Origin of the sequence: Streptomyces sp. NBC_00988, assembly GCF_045162645.1 — a bacterium.
Taxonomy (GTDB): domain Bacteria; phylum Actinomycetota; class Actinomycetes; order Streptomycetales; family Streptomycetaceae; genus Streptomyces.
This window is the reverse complement of sequence record NZ_CP108730.1, coordinates 5,324,340-5,339,625: the sequence shown is the minus strand read 5'-3', so window position 1 is coordinate 5,339,625 and position 15,286 is coordinate 5,324,340. Positions and strand designations below refer to the sequence as shown.

At 72.2% G+C, this 15,286-nt stretch carries 12 protein-coding genes; 8 read left to right on the top strand and 4 right to left on the bottom strand.

What is annotated here, in order from left to right; all coding sequences use genetic code 11:
• Nucleotides 1–22 precede the first annotated feature (22 nt).
• From OG496_RS24265 to OG496_RS24255, 3 genes are all read right to left on the bottom strand, one after another.
• A complete protein-coding gene (locus tag OG496_RS24265) occupies nt 23–1,339 on the bottom strand; it encodes a coenzyme F420-0:L-glutamate ligase (protein WP_405972376.1) in 1,317 nt (438 codons plus the stop codon).
• A complete protein-coding gene (gene cofD, locus OG496_RS24260) occupies nt 1,336–2,295 on the bottom strand; it encodes a 2-phospho-L-lactate transferase (RefSeq protein WP_366498936.1) in 960 nt (319 codons plus the stop codon). Before cofD ends, OG496_RS24265 begins: the two co-directional genes overlap by 4 nt.
• A 101-nt stretch (nt 2,296–2,396) precedes the next feature.
• Complete coding sequence (locus OG496_RS24255; RefSeq protein ID WP_405972375.1) at nt 2,397–2,906, bottom strand: cysteine dioxygenase; 510 nt, start codon at nt 2,904–2,906, stop codon at nt 2,397–2,399.
• Nucleotides 2,907–3,513: 607 nt separating this feature from the next.
• Here OG496_RS24255 and OG496_RS24250 point away from each other — a divergent pair.
• The 3 genes from OG496_RS24250 to OG496_RS24240 all read left to right on the top strand — a co-directional run bounded on the left by OG496_RS24250 (nt 3,514) and on the right by OG496_RS24240 (nt 9,208).
• Nucleotides 3,514–3,777: a WhiB family transcriptional regulator gene (locus OG496_RS24250; RefSeq protein ID WP_003975777.1), complete on the top strand. Its 264-nt coding sequence runs from the start codon at nt 3,514–3,516 to the stop codon at nt 3,775–3,777.
• A gap of 197 nt (nt 3,778–3,974) precedes the next feature.
• A complete protein-coding gene (locus OG496_RS24245) occupies nt 3,975–7,721 on the top strand; it encodes a glycosyltransferase (RefSeq protein WP_405972374.1) in 3,747 nt (1,248 codons plus the stop codon).
• Complete coding sequence (locus OG496_RS24240) at nt 7,718–9,208, top strand: DUF5719 family protein (protein ID WP_405972373.1); 1,491 nt, start codon at nt 7,718–7,720, stop codon at nt 9,206–9,208. Before OG496_RS24245 ends, OG496_RS24240 begins: the two co-directional genes overlap by 4 nt.
• A 31-nt stretch (nt 9,209–9,239) precedes the next feature.
• On the opposite strand, the gene OG496_RS24235 is transcribed toward OG496_RS24240, so the two are convergent.
• Nucleotides 9,240–9,689 (bottom strand): metallopeptidase family protein, encoded by a 450-nt coding sequence (locus tag OG496_RS24235; protein WP_405976699.1) that lies wholly within the window; start codon nt 9,687–9,689, stop codon nt 9,240–9,242.
• A gap of 279 nt (nt 9,690–9,968) precedes the next feature.
• Between OG496_RS24235 and OG496_RS24230 the strand changes: the two genes are divergently transcribed.
• From OG496_RS24230 to manA, 5 genes are all read left to right on the top strand, one after another.
• Entirely contained in the window at nt 9,969–10,400 is a 432-nt protein-coding gene (locus tag OG496_RS24230; protein ID WP_366498952.1) for a DUF3499 domain-containing protein, read from the top strand.
• A 325-nt stretch (nt 10,401–10,725) separates the two neighbouring features.
• Nucleotides 10,726–12,090, top strand: a complete 1,365-nt coding sequence (locus tag OG496_RS24225; protein ID WP_405972372.1) for a phosphomannomutase/phosphoglucomutase — start codon at nt 10,726–10,728, stop codon at nt 12,088–12,090.
• A 603-nt stretch (nt 12,091–12,693) separates the two neighbouring features.
• Nucleotides 12,694–12,864 (top strand): Trm112 family protein, encoded by a 171-nt coding sequence (locus OG496_RS24220; RefSeq protein ID WP_019072213.1) that lies wholly within the window; start codon nt 12,694–12,696, stop codon nt 12,862–12,864.
• Between the two features lie 31 nt (nt 12,865–12,895).
• Complete coding sequence (locus OG496_RS24215) at nt 12,896–14,023, top strand: SIS domain-containing protein (RefSeq protein WP_405972371.1); 1,128 nt, start codon at nt 12,896–12,898, stop codon at nt 14,021–14,023.
• Nucleotides 14,024–14,120: 97 nt separating this feature from the next.
• Complete coding sequence (manA, locus tag OG496_RS24210) at nt 14,121–15,272, top strand: mannose-6-phosphate isomerase, class I (protein ID WP_405972370.1); 1,152 nt, start codon at nt 14,121–14,123, stop codon at nt 15,270–15,272.
• Nucleotides 15,273–15,286 lie beyond the last annotated feature (14 nt).

Below are 15,286 nucleotides of genomic sequence, written 5' to 3'. Positions count from 1 at the left end.
CGACACCAGCCCCAACGGCGATTCACCGCACCTCGATAAACGCCCCCGCATCCCGCTCAGCCCGAGCGGCAGGCGACACGGCCGCATGCCCCACAGCCACCGCCCCCATCGGATCCCACCCCTCCGGAAGCCCCAACACCCCCCGCACGACATCCCGGCAGAACATCGTCGACGAAACCCACGCCGACCCCAACCGCTCCCCGGCAAGCGCCACCAGGAAGTTCTGCACACCCGCTCCCGCCGCCACCACGAACATCTCCCGCTCCGCCCCGTCCCGCCGCGCGTCCCCGTACGTGTGCGACCCGTCCATGACGAGACACGGCACCACGAGATACGGCGCCCCGCGCAACACGTCCCCGCGCCGCACCCGCTTCGCGATGGACTCCTCGGACTTCCCGTCCCGCCGCAGATCCGCGATCCACGCGTCCCGCATCGCGTCCAGCAGCGAGGTCCGGGACTCCTCGGACTCCAGCAGCACGAACCGCCACGGCGTCGTGTGATGCGGCGCCGGCGCGGTCACCGCCGCGGCCACGGCCCGTCGTACGGCACCGGGGTCGACCGGCTCGTCCGTGAAGGCCCGCACCGTACGACGCTGGGTCACCGCCTCCCGTACCGCCTCGGACGTCCCGAGCCGGAACATGTCGTCGCGCCCGCCCCGCACCATGGCCCGCGCCCCCAACCCGTCGTCCTCGGAGGTCACGACATGCGGCAGCCCCCGCACCACGGCGACCGGCAGCCCCGCGGCCTTGCCCTTGACGAGATCACCGGCGGCGGCCAGTTCGTCCGCCGTGGCCACGACCGTCGCGCTCAGCGGATTGCCGTACGCGTCCGTGCCCCCGCGCAGATCGTCCAGTACGCGAACCCCGGCGGCGCCGATCGCGACGTCCGTGAGCCCCGTGCGCCACGGTCGCCCGAAGGTGTCGGTAACGACGACGCCGACGTCGACGCCGAGCGCGTCCCGCAGCCCGTCGCGGATCGCGCGCGCGGACGCGTCCGGGTCCTCGGGCAGCAACAGCACAGTGCCGGCAGGGGTGTTGGAGGCGTCGACCCCGGCCGCGGCCATGATCAGCCCCTGCCGGTTCTCGACGATCCGCAGGGCTCCGCGCCGCGCCACGACCCGTACGGTCTCGGCGTCGATCGCGGCCTCCCGGTCGGTCGCCTCGACGATCCGCCCCTCCGCCTTGGACACGATCTTCGAGGTGACGAGGAGTACGTCCCCGTCGACCAGCCCGGGCTCGGCCGCGGCGATCAGCTTGGCCAGGTCGTCCCCGGCCGCCACCTCGGGCATCCCGGGCACGGCCCAGACCCGGTACCCCTCCACCGGTGCCACCTCGCTCATGCCGCCCGCACCTCCTCCGCCAACGCCAGCGCCTCCCGCGCCATCCGCGCGGTCGCCTCGGTGTCGGTCATCATCAGCGGTACGGCCCGGCACCGGATGCCGGCCGCCTCGACCTCCGCCACGGCGGCCGCGTCCACGGTGTCGACGAGCCAGCCGTCGAGGAGCCCCGAGCCGTAGTGCTCGGCCACCGCCGTGGCCGTGGACTCCACGCCCACCGCCGCGAGCACCTTGTCGGCCATCCCGCGCACGGGCGCGTCCCCGACGATGGGGGAGAGGCCGACCACGGGCACCCCGGCCTCGGCGATCGCCTCGCGGATGCCGGGCACGGCGAGGATGGTGCCCACGGAGACGACCGGGTTGGACGGCGGGAAGAGGATGACGTCCGCCTCCGCGATCGCCTCCAGGACCCCGGGCGCGGGCTTGGCCTGCTCGGCCCCGACCGGCACGACGGCCTCGGCGGCGACCGACGCGCGCAGCCGTACCCAGTACTCCTGGAAGTGGATCACCTTGCGCTCGCCGTCCACCTCGACGGCGACATGCGTCTCGACGCGGTCGTCCGTCATGGGGATGAGCCGCACCCCGGGCTGCCACCGGTCGCACAGCGCCTCGGTGACCGCGCTCAGCGGGAACCCGGCGCCGATCATCTGCGTCCGCACGATGTGCGTGGCGAAGTCCCGGTCGCCGAGCCCGAACCACTCGGGCCCGACCCCGTACGCCCCGAGCTCCTCCTTGAGATGGAAGGTCTCGTCGGCCCGACCCCAGCCCTGCTCCTCGTTGATGCCGCCGCCGAGCGTGTACATCACCGTGTCGAGGTCCGGGCAGACCTTCAGCCCGAAGAGGTGGATGTCGTCCCCCGTGTTGCCGATCACCGTGATGTCCGCGTCCGGCACGGCCTGCTTGAGACCGCGCAGGAACCGGGCACCACCGATACCGCCTGCCAGAACCACAATGCGCATGGGGACAAGTCTTGCAGGCGGGTCCGACAACGCGGCGGGCAGTCGCCGGTTCGAGGGCCGGGCGGTCGTCTCGTCGCGCGCCCGGCGGTCACCGCGTCGCGTCAGGCGGTCACGGCGTCGACCGGTTCGGACCCGGTGCGCCGCGCGCACGCCGTGTGCATCGGCATCTCGGTCAGGCCCGGGAAGTAGACGTGCAGGCTTATGGCCGGTTCGAGGGTGTCGTTGACGACCTCGTGGACGTACCCCGGCGCGAACACCCGCTGCGCGCCCGCCCCCAACGCGCGCGTGCCCCGTTCGGTGCGCTCGGTCAGGGTGCCGTCCAGGACGGTCAGCACACCGGAGGAACGGCCGTGGTCGTGCAGTCCGCTGCCCTGTCCGGGCACCCAGGACAGCAGCCACACCTCGTAGCCGGGGCCGGTGCTCAACCGGTGGTACCAGCGGGTCGTCGCGTCGTACTCGACGAGATGCTCCCACTGGGCGCGGTCGGCCGCGACGGAACGCGCCAGGCCGACGAACTCGGCCAGGGTGGCGGGGTGTTCGCGCGGCGGCTGGAGGAGGTGCGGGACTTCGAGGATGTCGCCGGCGATCTGGAGGTCGCTGTCGCTGTTCATGGGGGTGCGGTGGTTCCTCGGCGTAAGAAGTAACGGCGGGGGCTGGGTGTCACCAAACAGACAAGCAAGTGGGGCCGGAGCGCGTGGGGCTCAACAGCCGGAACAGCAACAACAGCTACAGCGAGCGTGGGCAGCACCGAGGGACCCGGCGGTGCGGGTCGAGGTGAGTGCCGAGTTCGCGAGCATGCCCACAAGGACAGCGGTTCACACCCGCACTGTCAACTCGACGCCCGGTATGTGGGACATGTTTCACCTCATCCGGTTCATCTCTGAGGTGAAAGGTTTGTTCAGGTGTCTACCGGGACACATGGCGCACAACCGGGCGCACAAACCCCAGTGGAACGAGATCGAACTCCTGGGCGTCCTCCCTCGTACAGGCTCCGTCTCGGGGTAGGGGACGCTCGGGGGGTCTCCTCCGCTTGTCAAGGTTTATGCCGATTTGAACACTTTCCGCTAGCCCTTGGTTCCGCAGAGTGAATAAGGGGCCCAATAGCAGATCTCGGCTTGACTCGCCCGGAGCAGCACACTTGTAATTTCACTCGTGTCGTTCAGCCGACATCGGTGACGGCCACATCACGGGGACGCGAAAGACAGACGAGGGGCGCACATGACCGAGCTGGTGCAGCAACTGCTGGTCGACGACGCGGACGAGGAACTCGGCTGGCAGGAGCGCGCGCTGTGCGCCCAGACCGACCCCGAGTCCTTCTTCCCCGAGAAGGGCGGCTCCACCCGCGAGGCCAAGAAGGTCTGCCTGGCCTGTGAGGTCCGTTCCGAGTGCCTCGAATACGCCCTCGCCAACGACGAACGCTTCGGCATCTGGGGCGGCCTCTCCGAGCGGGAACGCCGTCGGCTCAAGAAGGCCGCCGTCTGAAACCGGACGGCACACCCGGGGACCTGCCTCGGGACTTGCCTCGGACGTACTGAACGGCCCGTCGCAGCTGGGTTATCCACAGGCGGCGGGCCGTCGCCATGCCCAGCCGATAGTGTGGGCGCTCGTCCGAGACGTACCGCAGTCCCCTCGGGACACGGGCGTCCACCGCAGTCCATCGAACCGGGGCCCGTACCTCGATGTCCGTGCAGAGTCACACGGCAGGCCAACACGACGCTGCCACTCCTGAGTTCCCGCGTCACGTGGTGACCGCGGTGCTCGTCTCCCACGACGGCGCCCGCTGGCTGCCCGACGCGCTGGCCGGGCTGCTCGGCCAGGAGCGCCCCGTGCAGAGCGTCATGGCCGCCGACACCGGCAGCGCGGACGACTCCGCCCAGCTGGTCACCGACGCCCTCGGCGCCGACCGCGTGCTCCACCTCGCCCGGCGCACCGGCTTCGGCCAGGCCGTCGAGGAGGCCAACCGCACCTCGCCGCTGCTGACCCCGGACGAGCTGCCGTACCTGAAGCGCCCCAGCGGCTGGGACCCCGTCACGCGCACGTGGCGCGACGACGCCTACGACATGCCCGAACTCCCGTACGGCGAGCCCGTCCAGTGGCTGTGGCTGCTGCACGACGACTCCGCCCCGGAGCCGGACGCCCTGGCACAGCTGCTGCGGGTCGTGGACCAGGAGTACGAACTGGGCCGCGACGACGTGGCCGTCGTGGGCCCCAAGCTGCGCGGCTGGTACGACCGGCGGCAGCTGCTGGAGGTCGGCGTCACCATCGCCCACTCCGGCCGCCGCTGGACCGGCCTGGACCGCCGCGAACAGGACCAGGGCCAGCACGACCACGTACGGCCCGTGCTGTCCGTGTCCACCGCCGGCATGCTCGTCCGGCGCGACGTCTTCGACGAACTCGGCGGCTTCGACCGCCGGCTGCCCCTGATGCGCGACGACGTCGACCTGTGCTGGCGCGCCACCGCCGCCGGCCACCGCGTCCTGGTCGCCCCCGAGGCGGTCGTACGGCACGCCGAGGCGGCCTCCCGCGAGCGCCGCGCCGTCGACTGCGCGGGCCGCACCGTCGCCTCCCCGCACAAGGTCGACAAGGCCGGCGCCGTCTACACCCTGCTCGTCAACAGCCGTACGGCCGTGCTGCCCTGGGTCCTCTTCAGGGTCGTCGTCGGCACCCTGCTGCGGACCGTCGCCAACCTCGTCGGCAAGGTCCCCGGACAGGCCCTCGACGAGATCCGCGGTCTCCTGGGGACCCTGCTGCGCCCCGAGCGGATCCTCGCCGGGCGGCGCAGGCGCGCCGGCGCCCAGATCGACAAGGCCGAACTGCGGCCCCTGTTCCCGCCGCCCGGCGCGACCGTGCGGGCCACCTTCGAACAGGTCGCCGGAAGCTTCGTCGACACCTCCGACCCTGAGATCACCTCCGGAGCCGGCCGGCACGGCGGCGCCGTCGAGTCCGGACCCGGCGGCGACGACGCGGACTTCCTGGAGATCGAGCAGTTCGCGCGCGTGAAGCGCATCGCCCGCAAGCCGGGCCCGGTGCTGTTCCTGGTGCTGCTGCTCGTCTCCCTCGTCGCCTGCCGCGGCCTGCTCGCCAGCGGCGCACTCACGGGCGGCGCGCTGCTGCCCGCCCCGGGCGACTCCAGTGAGCTGTGGTCCCGCTTCCTGGACTCCTGGCACCCGGTGGGCGTCGGCGGCACCCCGTCCGCGCCGCCGTACCTCGCGTTCGTCGCGATGCTCTCCTCGCTGCTCTTCGGCTCGACCGGCCTCGCGGTCACGGTCCTCCTGGTCGCCTCGGTCCCGCTGGCGGGCTTCACCGCCTACTTCGCGTCCCGCCCGCTCGTCGAGTCGCGCCTGCTGCGCGCGTGGGCGGCCGTCGTCTACGCCTTCCTGCCCGCCGCCACCGGCGCCCTCGCCGGCGGCCACATCGGCACCGCCGTACTCGCCGTGCTGCTCCCGCTGATGGCCCGCGCGGGCATCGCGGCCAGCGGCCTCACGCACGCCTCCGGGGCCCGCGGCAGCTGGCGCGCCACCTGGGCGTACGCCCTGCTCCTGACGGTCACCACGGCCTTCACGCCGATCATCTGGCCCATCACGCTGCTCCTGGGCGTCGCCCTGCTGGCCGTGCGCCGCGGCGACCTCGTCGGCTACGGACCGCGCTTCCTGGCCCAGTACGGCACCCCGCTGCTGATCCTGGCGCCCTGGTCGCTGACCCTGCTCCCGTTCGGCTTCTTCCAGCAGGCAGGCCTGGAGTACGGCTCCGGGTCCGCGTCCCCCCTCGACCTGCTCGGCGCAAGCCCCGGCGGCCCCGGCACGGTCAGCGGCCTGATGCTCATCGGTATCGTCCTGGCCGCGCTCGCCGCCCTGCTGCGCAGTGAGCGTCAGTTCGGCATCTGGACGGCCTGGGGCGTCGCCCTGGTGGGCCTCGTCTTCGCCGTCCTGTCCAACAGCTCCACCTGGGCCGGCCCCGCGACCCTCGTCTACGGCCTCGCCCTCCTCGCCGCCGCCGCGCTCGGCGCCGACGGGGCACGCGCGCGTGTGGCCGAGCAGAGCTTCGGCTGGCGCCAGCCGGTGGCCGTGCTGATCGCCTTCGCCTCGGCCGCGGGCCCGCTGCTCGTCGCCGCCGGCTGGATGATCCGCGGCGCCGACGGCCCCCTGGAGCGCCACGACCCGACCCAGGTGCCCGCGTTCGTCGCCGAGGAGAGCGGCACCCGGGACCAGGCGCGCACCCTCGTCCTCGACAGCGACTCCGCCGCCCACGTCGGCTACATGCTGGTGCGCGGCTCCGGCGCCCGCATGGGAGACGGCGAGTTCGCCGCGGCGGACGGCGAGAACACCAAGCTCGACAAGGTCGTCGCCAACCTCGTCGCCGGCTCCGGCGCCGACCAGGCCGACGAACTCGGCGGCTTCGCCGTGCGCTACGTCCTCGTCCACAAGGGCGCGCCCCGCGAGGTCAGCCGCGTCCTGGACGCCACCCCCGGCCTCAGCAGGCTCAGCCAGGCCGACGGCAGCGCTCTGTGGCAGGTGGACGAGGAGGTCTCCCGCGCGGCGATCGTCACCGGCTCCGCCACCCCGAAGCCCGTCGCCGCCGGACCCGTCGACATCCACACCACGATCCCGTCCGGCGCCACCGGCCGCGTCCTGCGCCTCGCCGACTCCGCCGCCGCGGGCTGGACAGGCACCCTGGACGGCAAGCCGCTCACCCGCACCACGGTCGACGGCTGGGCCCAGGGCTTCGAACTCCCCGCCTCCGGCGGCAAGCTGGACGTCACCTACGACGACCCGATCGGGCACACCGCCTGGCTGTGGGCACAGGGCGCACTCGCCCTCGTCCTCGTCGTGCTCGCCCTCCCGGGCCGTCGGCGTGAGATCGACGACGACCTCCCCGAGGAGGAGCTGATCCCGGCCCAGGCCGTCGCGGGCGAGGGCCGCAGGGCCCGCCGCCTGCGCGCCCAGGCGGAGGCCGAATCCACCGACGAGACCGACGACCCGGCGGACACCGGGCAGTTCGACGCCTTCGCGACGAACACCACGCCTCCTCCGGAGGAGGAGGCCGTCGCCGCGATCCCGCAGCAGCAGTCCTACGGAGAGTGGGACGCGGCGAGCTACGCGGGCGCCGAGTACGGCACCTACGGCGGCGAGCAGCAGTACCAGACCAACGAGCAGTACCCGGCGGGCACTTACGACCAGTCGTACCAGGCGGACCCCTACCAGACCGGTCAGGGCGGCCAGTACGACCCGTACGCGTACGGCGGCCAGCCCGCGGCACCGGCGTACGACCCGACGTATGACCCGGGCTACGACCAGAACCTGGGGCAGAACCAGGGGCAGAACCAGGGCTACGACCCGAACTACGACCCCGCCTACGACCCGACGTACGACCCGGCCCAGCAGCAACAACCGCACGGCAACAAGCGTCCCGACGGGAGCCAGCAGTGAACCGCCCCACCCTGTCCCTCCTCGCCGGCGTGGTCGCGCTCGCCGCCGTCACCGGGTTCGCCGAGATGAAGGCACCGGCCGCGTCCGGCACCGGCACCGCCAAGGCGGCCGCCCGGCTGCCCGTGGAGCGCACCAGCCTGCTCTGCCCGGCGCCCAGCACCTCCGACCTCGCCGACACCTCGTACACGTCCTTCACGCCCGTCACGACGGGCACGGACAGCGGCGGCAAGGCCGAACTCCAGTCCGCCACCGAGGAGTCGGGCGACGGCACGAGCAGCAAGAAGAAGCCCGCCAAGCCCGTCCTGGAGCCGAAGGCCCCCGGCACCCCGGCCACCGGCGACAACTCCGGAGCCGACGCGCCCGCGCTGCTCGGCACCGCCGAGGGCAAGTACGCGCCCGGCTGGACCGTCCAGGAGACCACCGAGGTCGCCGCGGGCAACGGCCGCGGCCTCCAGGGCGTCAACTGCACCGCCCCGGACACCGAGTTCTGGTTCCCGGGCGCCAGCACCGCCACCGGCCGCACCGACTACGTGCACCTCACCAACCCGGACGACTCCGCCGCCGTCGTCGACATCGAGCTCTACGGCAAGGACGGCGACCTCAAGTCGACGGTGGGGGAGGGCATCACGGTCGAGCCGCACGCCAGCGAGCCGATCCTGCTGTCCACGCTCACCGACGACCCGGAGACCGACCTGACCGTGCACGTGAGCGTGCGCAGCGGCCGGGTCGGCGCGTCCGTGCAGGCCCTCGACTCCAAGCTCGGCGGCGACTGGCTGGCCGCGTCCACGGACCCGGCGGGCAGCCTGGTGATGCCGGGGATCCCGAAGGACGCCACCTCCGTGCGGCTGATCGCCTTCACGCCGGGCGACTCGGACGCCGACCTGAAGGTGCGGCTGTCGTCACCCACGGGGATGATCACGCCGGCCGGGCACGAGACCGTGCACGTGAAGGCGGGCATGACGACCGCCGTCGACCTGGGCGACGTCACGCGCGGCGACCCGGGCTCGCTGGTCCTGACACCGACCGATCAGTCCGTGCCGATCGTCGCCGCGCTGAAGGTCGTACGGGGCAAGGGCAGCAAGCAGGAGACGGCGTTCATCCCGGCGACCGGCCAGGTCGGCGCGCGCGCGACGTCCGCCGACAACAGCGCCAAGGGCTCCACGCTGTCCCTGGTCGCCCCCACCCGCACCGCGACGGTCAAGGTCACCGCGTCCGCGGGCAGCGGTGGCGGTACGCCCGTCTCGAAGACGTACACGATCAAGGCCGGCACCACCGAGGACGTCGAACTCCCGGTCCCCGCAGGCCTGAAGGGCACCTACGCGCTGACGGTCGAACCGCAGTCGGGCGGCCCGGTGTACGCGGCCCGGACGCTGTCGGCGACCGAGGAGGGCGTACCGGGCTTCACGATCCAGACACTGCCCGACGACCGCGGAACGGTGTCGGTGCCGCAGACGGACGAGGACCTGTCGGTGCTGCAGAAGAAGTAGAAGCCGGGGGGCACGCACGCGTGGGGAGGGTTCAGTCCTCCCCGTAGCGCGGATCGACCGTCTCCGGGGTGAGCCCCAGCAGTTCGGCGACCTGCTCCACGACGATCTCGTGGACGAGGGCGGCCCGTTCGTCGCGCCCCTTCGTGCGGATCTCGACCGGGCGCCGGTAGATCACCACACGCGCGGACTGTCCCTCGCGGGCGGCGATCGTGCCCCCCAGGGGCACCGACTCGTCGTTCCAGCCCTCGCCCGCACCACCCAGTCGAGGGACTTCCAGGACGAGGAAATCGATCTCGGACAACTGTGGCCAGCGTCGCTCCAGGCGCTCCACGGAGTCCTGCACCAGGTCCGCGAACGCGTCGGCGCGGCTCGCGGCGAGCGGAACCTGGGGCGGCGCGATCGGACCGCGCATGCCCCGGCCGTGGCGATCGCGGCGGCGGGGCCCGGGGCCGGCGGCGGAGGGCGGTACGGGGGTGTCCATCACTGGTGAAGCGTAGTCCCCGCCGAGTCCGGCCGCCCGACTCCACCCGCCGTCGGGTGCTCCGCACGGCATGTCGCCGGATGACCATTCCAGCCAAGGTTGGGCTCGATTCCGTATGTCTCGAAGACCGTCCCTCTCAAGGCAATTGACGGTGTTTGTGCCGAGTGGTGACCGGGCTCGACCCTGTTCGAGATTTCGGGAGAGGGTGTCCGCGCAGGTCAGCTGCGTGTTGCCGGTGGGGTGTGTGGGGCGTTTCACAGCCCGACACGGTGGGGTGACCTGGGGGAGAGTCGTCGCGGCCCGCTCAAGAGTGCGGTACCGTCCAACGTCGTGAGCCCTGTACGTCGCTGTTCGCGCACCGCTTGCGGCCGCCCCGCCGTCGCGACGCTGACGTACGTCTACGCCGACTCGACCGCGGTCCTCGGCCCGCTCGCCACCTACGCCGAACCCCACTGCTACGACCTGTGCGCCCAGCACTCCGAGCGCCTCACCGCGCCCCGCGGCTGGGAAGTCGTCCGCCTCCTCGACAGCTCCGCCCCGGCCCGCCCGAGCGGCGACGACCTGGAAGCGCTCGCCAACGCCGTGCGCGAGGCGGCCCGTCCCCAGGAGCGGGCGGCAGGCGCCGGCGGCGGAGGCGGGGCTCGCACGGCGGACCCGATGGAGGTCGCACGCCGGGGTCATCTTCGGGTGCTGCGCTCACCGGACAACTGACGGCGTCCGTCCCGGAGTTCGTGGCCGCAGCTCGTTCAACGATCCGGCTGTTCAGCGGGCCGATCGTTCAACGATCCGGTTATCCAGTGAACCCGTCGTTCAACGATCCACTCGCTCGGTGATCCGGTCGTTCAACGATCCGCCTGACCCGCGGGCGAGTTGTTCAACGATTCACGCGGCCCCTCACCCAACCACCCTGTACCGCTGGGGTAGATGCCGCCCTGAGCTGAGGTAACGGTGTGTGGACGGCTCGGTTGCCGCACGTCGCATGCCGGTCCTGGCGGGTAGTTTGGGGCGACCGATAGGACTTTCTGGAGGGTTGGCCGTGTCTGCTGATCTGTCACAGCTTGTGAAGGCGTACGACGTACGGGGCGTCGTCCCGGACCAGTGGGACGAGTCGTTGGCCGAGCTGTTCGGAGCGGCCTTCGTCCAAGTGACCGGCGCGAGCGCGATCGTGACCGGGCACGACATGCGGCCCTCGTCCCCGGGCCTGTCCGCCGCCTTCGCGCGCGGGGCGGCGGCGCGCGGCGTCGACGTGACCGAGATCGGCCTGTGCTCCACGGACCAGCTGTACTACGCGTCGGGCGCGTTCGACCTCCCCGGCGCCATGTTCACGGCCTCGCACAACCCCGCGAAGTACAACGGCATCAAGATGTGCCGGGCGGGCGCGGCCCCCGTGGGCCAGGACACCGGCCTCGCCGATATCCGCCAACTCGTCGAGTCCTGGCTGGACTCGGGCGCGCCGGAGGTCTCCGGACCGACGGGAACGATCACCCAGCGGGACACGTTGGAGGACTACGCGGCGCACCTCCGCGGCCTCGTCGACCTGACCTCCATCCGCCCCCTGAAGGTCGTCGTCGACGCGGGCAACGGCATGGGCGGCCACACGGTCCCGACGGTGTTCGTCGGCCTGCCGCTCACGCTGGTCCCGATGTACTTCGAGCTGGACGGCACGTTCCCGAACCACGAGGCCAACCCGCTCGACCCGGCGAACATCGTCGACCTCCAGGCACGCGTCCGCGTGGAGGGCGCCGACCTCGGTATCGCCTTCGACGGCGACGCCGACCGCTGCTTCGTGGTCGACGAGAACGGCGACCCGGTCTCGCCGTCCGCAATCACCGCCCTGGTGGCCTCCCGCGAGCTGGCGAGGAACGGCGGCAAGGGCGTGATCATCCACAACCTGATCACCTCCTGGTCGGTCCCCGAGGTCGTCAAGGAGAACGGCGGCACACCGGTACGCACCCGAGTGGGCCACTCCTTCATCAAGGCCGAGATGGCGAAGGCCGGCGCGATCTTCGGTGGCGAGCACTCCGCGCACTACTACTTCAAGGACTTCTGGAACGCCGACACGGGCATGCTGGCCGCCCTCCACGTCCTCGCAGCCCTGGGTGGCCAGGACGGCACCCTCTCCGCCCTCGTGGCCCAGTACGACCGCTACGTGGGCTCCGGCGAGATCAACTCCACGGTCGACGACCAACAGGCCCGCCTCGCGGCGATCCGCACCGCCTACGAGAACCAGACCGACCTCACCCTCGACGAACTCGACGGCCTCACCGTCTCCTCCGCCGACTGGTGGTTCAACGTCCGCCCCTCCAACACGGAACCGCTGCTGCGGCTCAACGCGGAGGCACGGGACGAGGCGACGATGACGAAGGTCCGGGACGAGGTGCTGGGGATCATCAGGGGGTGACGGCGCTTCGGCCGACGGTTCTTCTCGACGCCGGTCCGACCCATCTGGAGGGGGCGCCTTTCCACGTGGGCCGGCATCCTCAGCCGGTGCGCTGTCCGTGGCCGAGTGCACCGTCCCGCCGCCCCACTCAGAGGGAGCGCATCTCTGCGGCGCCGATCGGCATTTTCGGCTTGCCTGGCGTCGGAGGCCGAGTTCACCGTCCCGAACCTCTACCCACCCGGAGGGGGCGCACCTCTCCGGCGCTGGCTCGCTTTTTCAGCCCGTCTGGCGTCGGGGCCGAGTCAGCCGTCCTGGACCCCCGCCAACCTGGAGGGGGCGTACCTCTCCAACGTTGGCCCGCATTTTCAACCTGTCTGGCGTCGGAGGCCGAGTCAACCGTCCCGAACCCCCACCCACCCGGGGCGGAGCCCACCCCTCCAACCCAGGTCGGCCTCACTCAGCCCGTCCGGCGTTTGAGGACGAGGCCGTTCAGGCCGAAGGGGGGTCTGGGGGCGCAGCCCCCAGGGACGTCGGCCCCAACCCCGGCAAGCCTTCTCAAGCGGCGGTACCCTGACCAGGCACATCCGCCCAAGCGTCGCAGACACCCCCTCGGAGGGACACCTCATGCCGCTCGAAGCCGGCCTCCTGGAGATCCTGGCCTGCCCGGCCTGCCACGCCCCCCTCAAGGAGCAGGACACCGAGCTGATCTGCACCGGCGAGGACTGCGGCTTGGCCTACCCCGTCCGGGACGGCATCCCCGTACTGCTCGTCGACGAGGCCCGCCACCCCGCGTAACCGACGACGACGCGATCGGAGGCCGCCGCCCATGCTCGACGAATCGCTGCTCGACACCCCGGAGGCACTGGCCGAGGCCGACCGCCGAGCCCTGCTCCGCGGTGCCGCCGAAGCCGGTGCCCGGGTGCGCACGGCCGCCCGGCACGCCGCCGAGGCGGGCGTCCACGACCTGAAACCGGACGGCCGCCCCCGCGCCATCCTGATCGCCGGCCCCGGCGTCGCCGCGACCTGCGTCGCCGACCTGCTCGGCACCCTCGCCGGCGCCAGCAGCCCCGTCACCCGCCTCGCGCCCACCGGCGTCGCCCCCGCGGCCGGCGCCCTGCGCTGGGAACTCCCGGGCTGGGCGGGCTCCGTGGACCTCCTGCTGATCACCACCCCGGACGGCACCGAACCCGGCCTGGCCCTCCTCGCAGAGCAGGCCTACCGGCGCGGCTGCACCGTCGTCGCCGTAGCACCGAGCCGCAGCCCGCTCACCGAGGCGGTGGACGGCGCCCACGGCCTCTTCGTGCCGATGGCGACCGCACCGTACGAGCACGACGAGCCCCTGGCCGCCTCCGCCCCCGGAGTGCTCTGGGCGCTGCTCACCCCGCTGCTCGCGATCCTGGACCGCACCGGACTGCTCAGCGGGCCTCCGGAGGCCCTGGAGAAGGTCGCCGACCGGCTCGACCAGGTCGCCGAGCGCTGCGGGCCCGCCGTCGCGACGTACAGCAACCCCGCGAAGACCCTGGCCTCCGAACTCGCCGACTCGCTCCCGGTGATCTGGACGGAGGGCACGTCGGCCGGTCCGGCGGGCCGCCGATTCGCCGCCGCGCTCGCCGAGTTGGCCGGCCGCCCCGCGCTCGTCTCCGAACTGCCCCAGGCGCTTGCCGAGCACAACGCGCTGCTGGCCGGCCCGCTCGCCGCCAGCGCCGACCCCGACGACTTCTTCCGCGACCGTGTCGAGGAGGCACCCGCGCTGCACGCACGCGTGGTGCTGCTCCGGGACCGTCCGATCGGCGGCCTCACGGCCGCGCCGACCGCCCGTGACCTGGCCCTCAGTCACGACACGCCGATCAGCGAGCTGGAGCCCGAGGAGGGCGGCGAGTTGGAGACCCTCGCGGAGCTGATCGCCATGACGGATTTCGCCGCCGTTTACCTGGCGCTCGCCTCGGGCGCCTGATCTTGTCGTCGAAGCCCTGGCCGCCGTACACCGTCGTACGTGGCGCGAATCCACGTCGTCCTCACGTCGTACGCAGAGAGAACCGGTAGAGACCCGCATGGACCGCCTCGACAACACGATCCGCCCCTACGCCTGGGGTTCCACCACCGCCATCCCCAAGCTGCTCGGCATCGAGCCGAGCGGCGAACCGCAGGCGGAGATGTGGATGGGCGCGCACATGGGCGCACCCTCGCGCACCGCGCGCGGGACGCTCGTCGAGGTCATCGAGGCGTCCCCGGAGCGGGAGTTGGGGGAGAAGGCGGTGGCGAAGTTCGGCCCGCGACTGCCCTTCCTGCTGAAGATCCTCGCCGCCGGTGCCCCGCTCTCCCTCCAGGTGCACCCCAACCTGGAGCAGGCGAAGGAGGGTTACGCCGACGAGGAGCGCCGGGGCATCCCCGTGGACGCCCCGCACCGCAACTACAAGGACGCCAACCACAAGCCCGAACTGATCTGCGCGCTCACGGAGTTCGACGGCCTGTGCGGCTTCCGCGACCCGCTGCAGGCTGCCGACCTGCTCGCCGGCCTCGGCGTCGACTCCCTGAAGCCGTATGTCGACCTCCTGCACGCACACCCCGAGGAAGCCGCCCTGCGCGAGGTCCTCACGGCGATCCTCACCGCCGACCCCGAGGAGATGCGCCGCACGGTCACCGCGGCGGCGACCGCCTGCACGCGCCTGGGCGGCGACTACGCCCCCTACGCCGACATCGCGCACCACTACCCGGGCGACCCCGGCGTCATCGCGGCCATGCTCCTCAACTACGTCCGACTCCAGCCCGGCGAGGCCCTGTTCCTCGGCGCAGGCATCCCGCACGCCTACCTCAACGGCCTCGGCGTCGAGATCATGGCCAACTCGGACAACGTCCTGCGCTGCGGCCTCACCCCCAAGCACGTCGACGTCCCCGAACTCCTGCGCATCGTCCGCTTCGAGGCGAGCGACCCCGGAGTGCTGCGCCCCGAGGCGTCCCCCGACGGCGAGGAGGTCTACGAGACCCCCATCGACGAGTTCCGGCTGTCCCGGTACGTCCTCCCTGAGGGCACCGGCGCCCACGACCTCACCCTCGACACCCCGCAGATCCTGCTCTGCACGGCCGGTGCGGTGAAGGCGGGCGAGTTCGAACTGGAGCCCGGTCAGTCGGTGTTCGTCCCGGCCGGAGACACGGCCGAGGTGTCCGGAGTCGGCACGGTCTTCCGGGCCACCGTGATCGTATGACCGGGCCTGTGGAT

Bases quoted from the DNA above. Each gene is read 5' to 3' on its own strand.
- OG496_RS24220 (WP_019072213.1), top strand. From the start codon at position 12,694: ATGCCGCTCGAAGCCGGCCTCCTGGAGATCCTGGCCTGCCCGGCCTGC.
- OG496_RS24255 (WP_405972375.1), bottom strand. From the start codon at position 2,906: ATGAACAGCGACAGCGACCTCCAGATCGCCGGCGACATCCTCGAAGTC.
- OG496_RS24215 (WP_405972371.1), top strand. From the start codon at position 12,896: ATGCTCGACGAATCGCTGCTCGACACCCCGGAGGCACTGGCCGAGGCC.
- OG496_RS24250 (WP_003975777.1), top strand. From the start codon at position 3,514: ATGACCGAGCTGGTGCAGCAACTGCTGGTCGACGACGCGGACGAGGAA.
- OG496_RS24235 (WP_405976699.1), bottom strand. From the start codon at position 9,689: ATGGACACCCCCGTACCGCCCTCCGCCGCCGGCCCCGGGCCCCGCCGC.
- manA (WP_405972370.1), top strand. From the start codon at position 14,121: ATGGACCGCCTCGACAACACGATCCGCCCCTACGCCTGGGGTTCCACC.
- OG496_RS24245 (WP_405972374.1), top strand. From the start codon at position 3,975: ATGTCCGTGCAGAGTCACACGGCAGGCCAACACGACGCTGCCACTCCT.
- OG496_RS24265 (WP_405972376.1), bottom strand. From the start codon at position 1,339: ATGAGCGAGGTGGCACCGGTGGAGGGGTACCGGGTCTGGGCCGTGCCC.
- cofD (WP_366498936.1), bottom strand. From the start codon at position 2,295: ATGCGCATTGTGGTTCTGGCAGGCGGTATCGGTGGTGCCCGGTTCCTG.